Source organism: Terriglobia bacterium (assembly GCA_020073205.1).
Taxonomy (GTDB): domain Bacteria; phylum Acidobacteriota; class Polarisedimenticolia; order Polarisedimenticolales; family JAIQFR01; genus JAIQFR01.
On sequence record JAIQFR010000030.1, the window covers coordinates 1 to 14,176 of the forward strand.

Here is a 14,176-nt window from a genome sequence, read left to right on the forward strand (position 1 = left end):
GCCGATCCTGAGCCCCGGAAGCCGATCGAGCACCCCGCCGAAGATCACGGAGCAGATGGCGAGACAGGTCTCGGCGGGCATCCCGACGAGCCAGGGCAGCCAGTACCTCGGCATGCGCTCCCGTCCGAGAACGTCCCAGGGATGCACGAACAGCGCCGCGCCGAGATCGCGCGCCGCCTCGAGCACGGGGAAGACGCGCGGGTCGTCGAGGTTCGCTTCTCCTACGTGGGTCCCGATCTGCGCTCCCGCGAACCCGAGCTCGCGGACGCAGCGCTCGAGCTCGCGAACCGCGTCGCGCGGGTCCTGCATCGGAATCGTGCCGAGCCCCACGAAGCGGGACGGGTGCGCCGCGACCACCTCGGCGATGTGTTCGTTCAGGAGCCGCGCGAGGTCGAGGGCGTCGGCGGCCCGGGCCCAGTAGCTGAACATGACCGGGACGGTGGACAGGCACTGCACGTCGACGCCGTGGGCCTCGCAGTCCATGAGGCGCCGCTCCGGGTCCCAGCAGCTCGACTCGATCTCCCGGAAGATCTCGTCGCCGATCATCATCCTCGCGCAGCCGGGGTCGTGGCGCTCGAGGCGGACGAAACCGGGGTAGCCGTAGCGCGCGTCGAGATCGGGCCAGCCGGGAGGCAGGATGTGGGTGTGAAGGTCGATCTTCAGCGGCCCGGGCTCCAAGCGGGTGGTCTCCTCACGCTCCCGTCGGGGCCGGGGGACGCATCACCGCCCCGCACTTACGGCAGGTCCGCCGGCTCACGTCGACGTAGAAGGCCTCGATGATCGGCTTGAGCTGCGTGCCGAGGTCCTTGCAGTGGAACGCGGCGTCGTGCAGCGCCTCGCCGCACGACTCGCAGAACCAGCGCAGGTGGTCGATCTCGTCCGGCTTCCTCATGCGCTCGACCACCAGGCCGACGGTACCCGCCGGCCGCTGGGGGGAATGCGGGACGCGCGCGGGCAGCAGGAAGATGTCCCCCTCCCGGACCGCGACGTCGCGCGCATTCCCGTCCTCCACGACCCGGACCACGATATCGCCCTCGACCTGAAAGAACAGCTCCTCGCCGTCCTCGACGTGGAAATCCTTTCTCGCGTTCGGACCGCCGACGACCATCACGAGGAACTCGGCATCCTGCCAGATCATCTTGTTGCCGACGGGCGGCTTGAGCAGGTGTCGATGCTCGTCGATCCAGGCCCTGAGGTTGAAAGCCGAAAGCGCCATGACGTCACCCTCCCCGGGAAACCCGACGATTGTACACCGCGCCGGGTCGGGGTCGGGGCTGCCGCGCCGGGACGTCCCTCTAGCGGCCGCTCTGGTCGTGCGGCACGGTCACGCTCGCGGTGGCGATCGTCGCCAGGCCCACGGCGTCCGTGACCCGGTAGACCACCGTGTAGACGCGTCCGCTACCGCCGCCCGCGCGCTCCGCACGAACCGCGAAGTCGACGTCGGGAGTGCCGGCCAGGACCCCCTGCACGTCGCCGGCCGTGTCGCCGTCGCCGAGACCGTTGTCGGGCTCGTTGCTCGTGACGGATTCCAGGTTGACCGTGAAAGGCCCGCACTCGTCCACCCTCAGGTCCGCGTGGATGTCCAACATCCGGTGGTTGGGCGGCCAGAGGCGCGACGGGCTCACGATCACCTCGACCCGGGGCGGCGTCGTGTCGACCACTCGAATGACGACGTCGTCGGTGGAGGTCTTTCCGGTTGCGTCCGTGACCCGGAGCGTGATCGCGTGGGTGCCGACGTGCAGGACCACGTCGAGCACCCGGCCTGAGCCCAGGAGCGCCTGCGTCGACGTGCCGAAGTTCTCGAACCACTCGTAGAGCGCGATGTCGCCGTTGGGATCGGTGGACCCCGATCCGTCCAGCTTGACCGTCGCCGACGAATTCCCAGTGCATTCCACGACCTGATCGGGTCCCGCGTTCGCGACCGGTGGCTCGACTACGATCTTCGTAACGGCGAGCGTCGTGATGCGGCTCCCGTCGGTCACGGAGACCTGGATGGAATCGGGGCTGTCCTCGAAGACGCGCAGCGAGTCGCCGGCATGCCCCGCCGCGTCGGTCTTGACCACCGCGCCGGCGGATGCGAGGACGCCGGCGGTGGCTCCGAACGTGACGTCGAGATTCGGCTGCGGCGCGCCTGTCGGGTCCGTCGCGACCACGAGGAGCGCGGTCTCATCGTAACGCTTGTTCCCGTGCGCCGGATCGGTCGGCGTGTTGGGATCGCTCGGATCGATCAAGATCCTGGGCGGATCCGCTGTCAAGAACAGACCGTTCTCGGCCTCGCGGCCCGCTCCGTTGAACAAGCTGTGGACCGGGTTCTTGTTCCCGTCGCCGTGGGAGCACGCGATGACGGCGAGAGCGAGTCCCACCAGGACGACGAGACGCACATCATGCCGTGAGGGATGGATTGACATGTGAGCAGTCCTCCTTGTCCGCCGGGCGGGGCACAGATCCATCGGTCTCCCGCAAGCGAGGCGCGTGACCGGCTCAATATACCGCGAAACCGCCCGCTTTAGGCCGGGAAAACGAACCCGCCGATCACCGCCCGGGAGAGGATCGAGCGCGCCGCGCGGCGCGCCGACGGGGAAGCGGCCTGACGGCGATCGGCCTTCGTCGAACGCTTCCCCGTTCGAACGCCTCCCGGGCACCTTTCTCGTAATTCGCATTTCCGGAGCGTGCTCTCGCCCAGCGAAAAGCCCGGAGCGACAAGCGGCGCTCCGTGCGCGGATCTTGCGGAAGGAGCGGCCGTAGCGGCTGCCGCGGAGGGTACCGACATGGCCATCATCGGGAGCGTCAGGCGTTGGCTCGCTCCCCCGACCCCGGACACGCGGACCTTCCCCGCCCCCTCCGGCCGCCGGAGCGACGCCGATCTCCGCAAGGACGCCGAGTCGGTCCTGAGCCGGGCGATTTCCGCGGCCGACCCGGAGACCGCGGTCGCGGGCTCCCTCAGGGCGGCCCCGCCTCCGATGCCCGCCGACGGGCGAGTGTGGATCGTCGCGCTGGGCAAGGCGGCGTCCGCGATGACCCGAGCGGCGTGCGGAGTTTTCGGGGAGCGCCTCGCCGGGGGCATGCTCGCGGTCCCTCCGGGTTTCTCCACCGCCGCCCCCGACCCGATCCGGCGGTTCGTCGCGGGCCACCCGCTCCCGGACGAACGAAGCGTCGAGGTGGCGCGGGCAGCGATGGAGATCGTCGGCGGCGCGCCGGCTTCGGACCTCGTGCTCCTGCTCCTGTCGGGCGGCGGCTCGTCCGTCGCCGCGCTCCCGCACGCAGGGCTGCGCGTCGAGGAGCTCGCCGACGCAACCGGCCGGCTGATCCGGGCGGGCGTCCCCGCCGGCGACCTGGCGGTCGTCCGGAAGCGCCTCGACGCGCTCAAGGGCGGCGGCCTCGCGCTCCGTTGCGTCGAGGCAAGGTCGCTGGCGCTGGTGATCTCCGATGTCCCGGGCGACCGCGTGGACCTGGTCGCTTCCGGCCCGATGTCGCCCGACGCCGCCCGCATCGGTGAGGTGCGCTCGATTCTGAGGCGCCACGGCGTGTGGACGGAGCTTCCACTGGCGGTGCGCGGTTACCTCGAGCGGTGCCTGGCCGGAGAGATCGCCGAGACGCCGAAGGCGGGACACGCCTGCTTCTCCCGCGTCGAGGCGCGCATGGTGGCCGGCTCGAAGGGGGCCGCCGAAGCCGCGCTCCACGAGGCGCAGACGTTGGGATACGACTCGCAGGTCCTGTCCAATGAGCTCGTCGGCGATGCGCGGGAAGTGGGACGGCTCTTGGGAGAGATGGCGCGCTCCATGGCGGAGATGCGCCGGCCCGGGGAGCCCCCGCGGTGCGTCATCGCCGCCGGCGCGACCACCGTCCGCGGCGAGCTGGGCGACCACGTCGCGAGGAACCAGGAGCTGGTCCTGCAGGCGGCGCTGGAGCTGGACGGCCTCGAGGCCGCGATCCTCGCCTCGCTCGGCACGGATGGGGTCGACGGGGCCCTGCCCGCCGCGGGTGCGCTGGCCACCGGCGACACCGTGCGCCGTGCACGGGATTCCGGACTCGATACCGAAGCCGCGCTCGGCGCCCACGACGCCTACGCACTCCTCAGGACGCTCCGCGACGTCGTGGTCGCCGGGACGGCAGGAGCTTACGTCGGCGACTTGCAGGTGCTCATGCTCGGCTAGTGCGGACGACGATGGACGACCTCGAAGTCTACGACCTAGGTGAAGCGGACGGGAAGCGTCTTCGCCGGGTCCTCGCGCCCAAGATCCGGCGCGCGAGAGCCAGGCACCTCCCACCCTCACGGCGCTCGCCAGTCCCCGCCGTCGCCGGAAGCCTCTCGTTGCTCCTTCCCGGTTCGGGTCAACTGCTCGTCGGTCCGCTGCGCGTGGGTATCCTCCTCCTCAGCGCGGCGGCTTTCTTCGCAGCCTTCGTTTGGGCGATCCTCGCGACCTTCGACCGACTGATACCGACTCTCGATCTGCTCGGGGTGCCGCCGCAGGTTGCGGTGATCGCTCTGGGCGTGGCCTTGCTGTCCATCGGCGCGCTCCACACGGTCGGCGTGGTCGAGGCGCATCGCGTGGGTTGCGACGCGGCGGAAGCCTCGGTTCCCCATCCGGCGCTCACGGGGATCGCTTCGCTCCTGGTGCCTGGATGGGGACAGATGCTCGGCGGCCACCGGGGGAGAGCTGCGACGCTCCTGGGAGCCGTCTGGGCGCTGTCCTTGGCGTGGGTCGCAGTGAGCCCTCCGGGGCAGCGAATTCTCTCTCTCGCGGGTGCCGCGCTGCCGTCGTGGGCGAGGGACGGCTTTGGCCCCGTGGTCCTGGTGTCTCTCACGGCGGTGACGTGGGTCCTCGCGGTCTACGACGCGGTCGCGGGGGCGCACACGGAGCAGGGCCGCTGAGGCGCCGATCTCGCTAGCGCCGAGCGCTCGGTGACCGCGCCCTGCCGCGACGCCCTTCTTCGAAGTCGTCCCAGAGCCCGAAGAGCTTCATCTGGGCGTCGAGTCCGGTCGATCGGAGCAGCGCTTCGACCTCCGCTCGGCTCTGTCGGGGCGCGGGCGAATCGGAGCGCTCGGCGAGGCCTGCGACGAGGACCGCGACGATCGCCGTGTTCAGCTTCAGCTCCCTCAGGTCGGCCTTGTCGAACGTGTCCGATTCGGCGTGGTAGTCGGCCAGGTACGGCGCGGCGTCCTGATTCGCGACCAGGGTCGGGACTCCCTCGACCAGGTAGTCGTAGTTGTCCGTGCCGACGAAGGCATCGGTCGTCTGGAGGAAGGGGCCGAGCCCCTCGACGGGGGCGAGGGCCTCGCGGGTCGCGGCGGCGAGGTCGGCGCGACCTCCCAGCGAGAATCCGCCGATCCGTCCGGTCCCTTCGTCGACGACGACCTGCGCCTTGACCCGGTCGAGGAGGTCCCGGTGCGCGCGAACCTCGCCGAGCGACCCGAAGAGCCCGAGTTCCTCTCCAGTGTAGAGCACGAATCGCAGCGTGCGACGCGGACGCGCGGCGCCGAGGACCGACCGGATCGTGCGGGCGGCGTCGATCACGAGGGCCGCGTTGCAGCCATTGTCGAGGGCCCCGCGCCCGAGGTCCCAGCTGTCGAGGTGAGCGCCGAGGATCACGACATCGTCCGGCTTCTCCCCGCCGCGGATCTCGCCGACGACGTTGCGGGCGGTGGCGTTCGTGGTGACGTCCGCGATCGAGACGACCCGGAGCCGGACCTTTCGCCCCTCCAGGAGGAGTCGCGCGAGACGGAGCGCCCCCTCCCGCTCGGCCACGACCGCCGGGAGGGACGCCATCGAGCCGTCGGACGTCGCGTCGTGACGGTAGAGGAGGCGTCCGGGACGGTTGGAGACGTAGAGGATTCCGGCGGCGCCTCCCTTCCGGGCCGCCTCGAAGAAGCCCGGCGTGTCGAGGTACTCCTTGAAGAGGTCGTCGATGGTCTTCATCGGCTCGCTGTGGATCAGCACCCAGCGTCCTCGCAGCCGGTCGCCGGCGGCCGCAAACCCCTCGGCATCGCCCCTGCCCACGTCGACGACCTCGGCCTCGAGACCCGACGGCGGGGTGGAGGCGCTGAACGGCATGGCCGCGACCCGCAGCGGCGTCCGCTCCCCCGCCTCCCCGGCGACGACCTCGGCGGTCTCGGTCCTCGGGAGCCAGACATGGGGGACCGTGTACGCCTCGGCGTGGACGTTCTCGAGGCCGGCGTCGCGCAGCCGCGACAGTCCCCATTCGACGGCGTGGTCGAGGGCCGGCGAGCCGGTCGGCCTCCCGCCGATGACGTCGGCGAGGTGACGGAGGTCGTCGACGACCGGCGTGGGTCCCAGGGCCGTCGCGACGATCGCCCGCGGCAACTCGCTCCCCGGGCTCTCCCCGGCGACCATCGGCCCCGCGAAGATGCCCGCACTGAGAAGAACCCCAACGAGCAGGCGGAGCGTGGCGCGGCGGATCATGACCCCTCCTCCCGGCCCGACTCGGGCCGGTTCCCGTATTCTGCACCGGGTTCTCTCTTCTCGAGCGCCTTGCGGCGGCGCGCGCGGTCTTCGGGTAGGCTCGACGGGCGGCTTCCGCGGCGGGAGCCGCCTCGTTGACAGCCGTCCGGCGCCCCACGCGGAGAGTCGAGGAGCGTGTTCCACTTCGACTACAAGGAGCTCCCGAAGGACCTCAAGGCGACCCGCGCCGATTTCGCGAGGCTCGCCCGCTACCTCGTGCCGGCCTGGAGACCTTCGGCCCTCATCCTCTCCTGCATCCTCGCGTCGTCGATCCTCGGCCTGATCCCGCCGCTCCTGATCCGCGAGGTCATCGATCGCGCGATCCCGGAGCGCGACGGCGCGCTCCTGAACTGGCTCATCGCGGGGATGATCGCGGCGCCGCTCGTGAGCGGGTTGATCGGCGTGTGGCAGAACTACCTGGTCACGCTGATGAGCCAGGGGGTGATGTTCGACCTGCGCGACGAGATCTACGGGAAGATGCTGAAGCAGTCGCTACGCTTCTTCACCCAAACAAAATCGGGTGACATCCTCTCCCGCATCCAGAACGACGTCGGCGGCGTGCAAGGTGTCGTGAGCGGCACGCTGGTGTCGCTCGCCTCGAACGGATTGACCGTCGCGACCACACTGGTCGTGATCCTCAGGATGGACTGGCGGCTGTCGGTCGTCGCCGTGGGCGTGCTTCCGCTGTTCATCCTGCCGACGCGCCGCGTCGGCCAGATTCGCAGCCGTCTCTCGGGACGGACGCAGGAGCGCCTGGCCGATCTCACCGCCCACATCCAGGAGACGCTCTCGGTCAGCGGCTTCCTCCTCGCGCGGTTGTTCGGCGCGCAGGGATTCGAGCGGGGGCGCTTCCGGGAGAAGGCCGCCGCGGTGCGCGACCTCCAGATCCAGCAGAGCATGCTCGGTCGCTGGTTCCTGATGTGGCTCGTGATGTTCGGCAGCATCGGCCCGGCGCTGATCTACCTCGCCGGCGGCCACGGGGCGATCTCCGGGAGGATCACGCTGGGCACGGTGGTCGCGTTCGTGTCCTACCTCGGACGGCTCTACATGCCGGCCTCGGCGCTGGTCAACGCCCACGTGGACGTCATGAGCGCCGTGGCGCTCTTCCGGCGGATCTTCGAGTACCTCGACCTCCCCGTCGAGGTTCGCGATCCCGAGCGTCCGACGCGCCTCTCGAGTCCCCGCGGGGAGCTGCGCTTCGAGGGGGTCTCGATGGCCTACGAGGCGGATCGCTTGACCCTCGAGAACGTGTCGTTCGAGGCCCTCCCGGGCAAGATGGTCGCCCTCGTGGGGCCGAGCGGCGCGGGCAAGACGACGCTGACGTACCTGGCTTCGCGGCTCTACGACCCGGTACGTGGGCGCGTGACCTTCGATGGCGTCGACCTCCGCGGTCTCGCCCTCGAGGATCTCGCCCGATGGACCGCGAAGGTTACCCGGGAGACGACCCTGTTCCACGCCAGCGTGGAGGAGAACCTGCGGTACGCCCGGCCCGACGCCACGCCCGCCGACCTCGAGCGCGCGTGCCGACTCGCTCAGATCCAGGACGTGATCGAGAAGCTGCCGCAGGGCCTCGCCACCCTCGTGGGCGAGCGCGGATACAAGCTGTCGGGGGGCGAGAAGCAGCGCCTCGCGATCGCGCGCGTGCTGCTCCGCGACCCGGTCCTCCTGATCCTCGACGAGGCCACTTCGTCGCTCGACTCCCGCTCGGAGGCGCTCATCCAGGAGTCGATCGAGACGCTCCTCGAAGGGCGGACGAGTCTGGTCATCGCCCACCGGTTGAGCACCATCCTCCGCGCCGATCTGATCCTCGTGATGGATCGCGGCCGGATCGTGGAGCGCGGCGTCCACGGGGCGCTCCTGGCGAGGGGCGGCCTCTACGCGGCGCTCTACGAGCAGCAGTTCGGCAAGTCCGCCGTCTGACGGCGCCGCGCTTTTCCTTGCGTTTTGTCCCCCGATGTGCAAAATTTGCTCTGACGGGCCTGCCTTGGGCGCCGCGGCGCCGGAACGAAAGGGACCCATCGTGCCACAGCCGTTACACCAGCGGAGTGCCGCGATCGGGGTCGTCCCGAAGGACGCGCCACCGCCTCGAGGCGTGCGCACCCTGAAGGTGCTCCTCGTCAAACCCAGCAAGTACGACGAGGAGGGGTACGTGATCCGCTACGTGCGGGGCGTGCTCCCGAGCAACACCCTCGCCGCGCTGGCGTCGCTCACCGAGGAGGCATCGCTTCGAGGAGACCTCGGATCGGTCGCGGTCGAGACGCTCCTGCTCGACGACGGCGTGCAGCGGGTCGACGTGGACGCTCTCGCCAGAAGGTACCTCCGTCCGCACGTGCGGCCCGTGGTGGCGTTGTGCGGCGTGCAGACGAACCAGTTCCCCCGTGCGGCGGACCTCGCCCGGCGCTTCCGCGCCGCGGGGCTGCCGGTGATGATCGGAGGGTTCCACGTCTCCGGCGCGATCGCGATGGGCGACGGCGTCATGCCGGACGAGTGCCGGTCGCTCATGGAGGCCGGGATCACGCTGGTCAAGGGGGAGGTCGAGGGGTGCTGGGGGGACCTCCTGCGCGACGCGCTCCACGGCGCGCTCAGGAGCTTCTACGACATCGCGACGAAGCCGGATCTCTCGCGGGCGAGCGTGCCGTTCGTCGACCCGAAGCTCCTGAAGCGCTACGCGTACCCGTTCATGGGCACGATCGACGCCGGGCGAGGGTGCCCCTACCGCTGCACGTTCTGTACGATCATCAACGTTCAGGGGCACGAGATGCGGCACCGCGACCCCGAGGTGATTCTCGATAGGGTCCGCAGGAACGTCGCCTTCGGCATCGACTACTATTTCTTCACCGACGACAACTTCGCGCGCAACCCGGCGTGGGAGGCGATCTTCGACGGCCTGATCGGCCTCCGCCGCGAGGCCGGGATCGACTTCCAGTTCATGATGCAGGTCGACGTGCTCGCCTATCGGATCCCGGGGTTCGTCGCCAAGGCGGCGAAGGCGGGATGCACGCAAGTGTTCATCGGCATGGAGACGCTGAACGCCGACAACCTGGCCGCGGCGGGCAAGCGCCAGAACCGGGTGCAGGACTACCGGGCGATGATCGACGCATGGCACGCGAGCGGGGTCGCGTGCCACGTGGGGTACATCATCGGATTCCCCCACGACACCCCCGATCGCGTCCGGGACGACGTGCGCCGCCTCCGCGAGGAGGTGCTCGTGGATCAGGCGTCGTTCTTCATCCTGACGCCGACTCCCGGATCCCAGGATCACCTCGATCGCGTCCGGAGCGGCGCCTGGATGGACCCGGACTACAACCGCTTCGACTCTTTCCAGCCGGTGATGGCCCACCCGAAGATGACCCACGGCGAGTGGCTCGGCGCGTATCGAGCCGCGTGGCGCGATTTCTACTCCGTCGAGGGGATGAAGTCGATCCTCTCCCGCGCCAACGTCCGCACGTACTGGGGGCTCTTCAAGAACTTCTGCTGGTATCGCTACGCCAACCTGGTCGAGGACACCCACCCGATGATCTGCGGCTTCTTCCGGCTCAAGAGCCGCACCGACCGCCGTCCGGGCATCGCCGTCGAGCCCCGCTGGCGCCACGCCGCGCGCCGGTGCCGGGAGACCCTCGAGTGGGCGCGCCGCACGCGGGATCTGTATTTCGAGATGCAAGAGGTCTGGCTGGCCACCCGGGGACGCGCGCGGTTCCAGGCGAGCCTCGACGGCTGGAAGAGGCGGTACGGCGACGCTCGCGACAGGCTCGGCGAATCCACGGCGCGTGCCGGGCAGGCGCTCGGGCGACGCGTGGCCACCGCCCGCTCGGGCGCGGGCGACGTCTGGCGCCGCGCTGCGGCGCGCCTCGACCCGTTCGCGATCCGGACCCCGACGCGCGCTCACCTCAACGCCTATTGGAAGGAAACCTACGAGAAGCTACGGCGTGGCCGGATCTTCCAGATCAATCCGCTGATGCTCGGGTTCAACTTCCTGCGCGACGTGAAGATCTGCACCCGGTTCAACCTGTCCATGCTCGCGGGGTACGGGAAGTAGCGCTCCGCTTCTCCCCGCCGCCCCCCGCCCCGCCGGAAGAGACCGGCGGAGCGGCCGACCGGCCCTCTCCCGGCCCGGCACCGCGATTCGATATGAGGACGACCGAGCGCGACGCGAGATCGGCGGAGCGAAGCACTCTGACACGGTCGAGCGCCGCGGGAGGGAGCAGGTCCAGCTGCGACCGGTCCGCGAGGGCGAAGACCTCCGTGGTTTTCATGAGGTGCGTCGCCAGCTCGGCGGGATCCGACGTTTCCCGCGTGTACAGGCCGTTGGAGTAGAACGCGATCGCCTGTGGGAGATTCCCGATCCGGTAGGCGAGAACGGGCTCTCCCGCGGCACGCGACGCGGCGGAGATGCTCTTCACCTCCGCGGCGAGCCCGCGGGCGGACCGGAACGGGTCCAGCGCGGGATAGACCGCCGACGCCGCCGCGAGGAACACGAGGGAGGCCGCCGCGACCGTGGCGAGCGTGGCGCCCCGCACCCGTCCCCGGAGCGAGGCGACCGCCATCGCGACGCCGCCCGACAGCAGCGCCGCGGCCATTACGAGCGCCGGCGCGGTTGGGAATTCGGGGAACCGGCGCACCGCCAGGGGTAGCCCGATCCCCGTCAGCGCCAGGATTCCGCCGGTCAGGGCCAGCGGGACCGTGACCCACCTGCGGTGCGGCGCACGGGTGCGCCCCGCGTCTTGCGGCCCGCTGCCCTCCGCCGCGACGATCAGCCGCGCGAAGAGCAGGGCGAAGGCGGGATAGGCCGGGAGAACGTAGAGGTCCCGCTTCTCCGTCGAGATCGAGAACAGGAGGACCACGAAGATGCTCCAGACCAGCAGGAACCTGTCGGAGCGCTCCCGCCGGCGCCACCACGCGAGGAGGAGCGCCCCCGGGAGGAGCCCGCTCCAGGGGAGGAGCTGGACCGGTAGGACCTCGGCGTAGTACCAAGGAGGCTGCCGGTGGTGCAGGCCGTGGATCGCCCGGCTCAGCACGTGTTTTTCGAAGGCGCCCCAGACCGAGTACTCGCCGTGGCCGCCGATCTGGGCCAAGGCGATCCACGAGCCGACGATCCCCAGGAAGAGGAGCGGGCCGGTCAACGGTGCGAAGGACCGCCACGCCGGGAGCTTCCGGTCGAGCGCGAGGGTGACGATCGCGATCCCCAGCGGAAGGAGCAGCCCCACCGGCCCCTTCGCGATCACCGCGAGCGCCGCCGCGGTCCAGAACAGGATGCCCGCCGGCCTCCCGCGCGCGTCCCCCGCCCGGTACGCCTCGAAGGCCGAGATCGCAGCGAGCACCAGGAAGCACAGCAGCGCGTCGATCTGCGAGGAGCGCGTCTTGTCCCACGGGAGATAGGTGGTGGCGAGCACCCACCCGGCCATCGCGCCGTGCCTCGCCCCGCCCAGGCGGCGGCCGAGGCGGATCGTCAGCGCCACCGTGCCGATTCCGGCGAGAAGGGAAGGGAGCCGCGCGGTGAGCGCCGATACCGCGCCGAAGGGGAGCGAGAACGCCGCGATCAGCCAGAAGAAGAGCGGGGGCTTGTCGGTGGTCACCACACCGTTGACGTGGGGCACGGCCCACTGGCCGTCGGCGACCATCTCGCGCGCTCCCTCGCCGAAATACGGCTCGTCGGGCGCCCAGAGATCGTAAGCCCAGAGGTTCCAGGCGCCGAGGGCCGCGGCGAGCAGGAGAACCGCGCCGGCCCGGCTCATCGGCCAGCGTCTCCCGCAGCGAGCGGCACCGGTGCCCCGTCGCCGTAGGTCCGGTCGCACCAGAGATCGAGCGCGAGGAGGGTGAAGATCGGCTTTCGGTGATCCGCTCGGCGCGACAGGTGCTCGTCGAGGAGCGACGCGACCCCCGCGGGATCGAGGAGACCGCGCGCGCGCACCCGCTCCTCGGAAAAGCGCTCGCGCAGGCTCCCGCCGAGACCGTGGAGGAGCCAGCGGGAGAACGGAATGTTGAAGCCCCGCTTGCGCCGGCTCAGGACCTCGGCGGGGAGCCGGCTCCTGAGCGCCCGTCTCAGGACCGCCTTGGTCGTCAGCCCGCGAATCTTGAGCGACGAGGGGAGCGCGGCGACGTACTCCGCCAGCTCGTGATCGAGGAACGGCGCCCTGGACTCGAGCGACGCGAGCATCGTCGCGCGATCGACCTTGGTCAGCAGGTCGTCCTGCAGGTACATCGTGAAGTCGGTGTAGAGCAGCTCGGAGAGTCCGTCCCTGAACCGCTTCCCGCGGAGCCGCGCGCGCGCCGACTCGAACGGGTCCGCCTCACCCACCGCCGCCAGCACGCGCGGCGAGAGGACCTTTCGCTGCCGCTCGAAGGAGAGGCTCCCGAACCAGGTGTGGTGGCGCTCGATCCGGTCACGGTCCGCTCCCTCGGCGAAGCGGCCGAGAAGGTAATCGAGACCCACGTTTCCCATCGTGACCGGCACCGCCGCCCTTGCCGCGCGGACCAGGGCGCGGCGCATCGGCCCCGGCACGCGCCTAAGAGCCTCCGCGACCCGATTGCCGAGGTACGTGGGGTACCCGGCGAACAGCTCGTCGGCTCCCTCTCCCGACAGGACCACCTTGACGCGCCGGCGCGCGAAGAGCGACAGGAGGAGCGTCGGGAGGGTCGAGGCATCGCCCAGCGGCTCGTCGAACCCTTCTCCGACGCGCCTCAAGCCCTCGGCCAGGTCGTCCTCTCCCAGGATCAGCTCGTGCAGCTCGGCGCCGAACGCCGCCGCCGTCGCGCGCGCGTACCGCGCCTCGTCGAACGCGGGATCGGCGTGCCCCAGGACGAAGGCCGGGACGCCGGGCCCGTTCTGCTCCGCGAGGTGCGACAGCACCGCAGAGGAGTCGATCCCGCCCGAGAGGAAGACGCCGACCGGAACGTCGCTGCGCTTGCGCCGCGCGACCGCCTGGGCCAGGAGCCGGTCCACCTCCGACGCGGCGGCGGCGAGCCGCGGCGGCTTCTCGCGGGAGCCGCCGGATCGGGTCGCGAGGTCCCAGTAGCATTCGATTCGGCTCTCTCCCCGCTCGAGAACCAGCCGGTGCCCCGCCGGCAGCTTGCGCACGCGGGCCAGAGGAGTCAACGGAGCCGGGAAGTAGTCGTGGAGCAGGAAGCGAGAGAGCGCGACCGGATCCACGTCCCTCGGCACGCGCGGGTGCGCCAGGAGCGCGCGGATCTCGGACGCGAACGCCAGGCCGTCCGGCCCGCGCCAGTAGAACAGAGGCTTTTCACCGGCGCGGTCCCGCGCGAGAACGAGCCTGCCGGCGCGGTCGTCCCAGATGGCGAACGCGAACATCCCGTCGAGAAGGTCGACGCAATCCGGACCGCGCTCCTCGTAGAGATGCGGGAGGACCTCGGTGTCGACCCGCGTCCGGAAGCGGTGGCCCCTTCCTTCGAGCCCGGCGCGAAGCTCGTCGCCGTTGTAGATCTCCCCGTTGCAGATGGTCCAGATCGAGCCGTCCTCGTTCGGGAACGGCGGAGAGGTCGCCGCGAGGTCCACGATGGCCAGGCGGCGGAATCCCAGATCGCAGCCGTCGCGAGCCGCACTTCCCTCGCCATCGGGCCCGCGGTGCACGAGCGTCGCAGTCATGCGGCGGACGGTTTCGCCCCGCTCGCGGTCGATCCCCGGCCGACCGGCGATCCCCGCTATGCCGCACACGCCCGCACACCTCGATGCATTCGCCCTCCTCGGCGGTGAAGGGCCG

General features: G+C 70.6%; 10 protein-coding genes. 4 read left to right on the forward strand and 6 right to left on the reverse strand.

Annotated elements, in window-relative coordinates; all coding sequences use genetic code 11:
- From LAO51_08275 to LAO51_08285, 3 genes are all read right to left on the reverse strand, one after another.
- A partial coding sequence (locus LAO51_08275; protein MBZ5638739.1) for an amidohydrolase family protein occupies positions 1-663 on the reverse strand: 663 nt, incomplete at its 3' end.
- A gap of 28 nt (positions 664-691) precedes the next feature.
- On the reverse strand, positions 692-1,216 hold the full coding sequence (locus LAO51_08280; protein MBZ5638740.1) for a 3-hydroxyanthranilate 3,4-dioxygenase: 525 nt from the start codon (positions 1,214-1,216) through the stop codon (positions 692-694).
- A gap of 79 nt (positions 1,217-1,295) precedes the next feature.
- Positions 1,296-2,408 carry a PKD domain-containing protein gene (locus LAO51_08285; GenBank protein MBZ5638741.1) on the reverse strand — a complete coding sequence of 371 codons (1,113 nt, stop codon included), beginning with the start codon at positions 2,406-2,408 and terminating at the stop codon, positions 1,296-1,298.
- Positions 2,409-2,768: 360 nt separating this feature from the next.
- Here LAO51_08285 and LAO51_08290 point away from each other — a divergent pair, with 360 nt between their 5' ends.
- Both LAO51_08290 and LAO51_08295 read left to right on the forward strand, forming a co-directional pair.
- Positions 2,769-4,154, forward strand: a complete 1,386-nt coding sequence (locus LAO51_08290) for a DUF4147 domain-containing protein (protein MBZ5638742.1) — start codon at positions 2,769-2,771, stop codon at positions 4,152-4,154.
- 11 nt (positions 4,155-4,165) lie between these two features.
- Positions 4,166-4,873 carry a hypothetical protein gene (locus tag LAO51_08295; GenBank protein MBZ5638743.1) on the forward strand — a complete coding sequence of 236 codons (708 nt, stop codon included), beginning with the start codon at positions 4,166-4,168 and terminating at the stop codon, positions 4,871-4,873.
- Between the two features lie 13 nt (positions 4,874-4,886).
- Here the strand turns inward: LAO51_08295 and LAO51_08300 are convergent, their stop codons facing one another.
- Complete coding sequence (locus LAO51_08300; GenBank protein ID MBZ5638744.1) at positions 4,887-6,422, reverse strand: M28 family peptidase; 1,536 nt, start codon at positions 6,420-6,422, stop codon at positions 4,887-4,889.
- Positions 6,423-6,596: 174 nt separating this feature from the next.
- Here LAO51_08300 and LAO51_08305 point away from each other — a divergent pair, with 174 nt between their 5' ends.
- Positions 6,597-8,381 (forward strand): ABC transporter ATP-binding protein/permease, encoded by a 1,785-nt coding sequence (locus tag LAO51_08305; protein MBZ5638745.1) that lies wholly within the window; start codon positions 6,597-6,599, stop codon positions 8,379-8,381.
- A 100-nt stretch (positions 8,382-8,481) separates the two neighbouring features.
- Positions 8,482-10,497 carry a radical SAM protein gene (locus LAO51_08310; protein MBZ5638746.1) on the forward strand — a complete coding sequence of 672 codons (2,016 nt, stop codon included), beginning with the start codon at positions 8,482-8,484 and terminating at the stop codon, positions 10,495-10,497.
- On the opposite strand, the gene LAO51_08315 is transcribed toward LAO51_08310, so the two are convergent.
- Together LAO51_08315 and asnB are read right to left on the reverse strand one after the other, a co-directional pair.
- Positions 10,463-12,193 carry a glycosyltransferase family 39 protein gene (locus tag LAO51_08315; protein MBZ5638747.1) on the reverse strand — a complete coding sequence of 577 codons (1,731 nt, stop codon included), beginning with the start codon at positions 12,191-12,193 and terminating at the stop codon, positions 10,463-10,465. The two genes, LAO51_08310 and LAO51_08315, sit on opposite strands and share 35 nt — an antisense overlap.
- Complete coding sequence (gene asnB, locus LAO51_08320) at positions 12,190-14,130, reverse strand: asparagine synthase (glutamine-hydrolyzing) (GenBank protein ID MBZ5638748.1); 1,941 nt, start codon at positions 14,128-14,130, stop codon at positions 12,190-12,192. Before asnB ends, LAO51_08315 begins: the two co-directional genes overlap by 4 nt.
- Between the last annotated feature and the right edge of the window lie 46 nt (positions 14,131-14,176).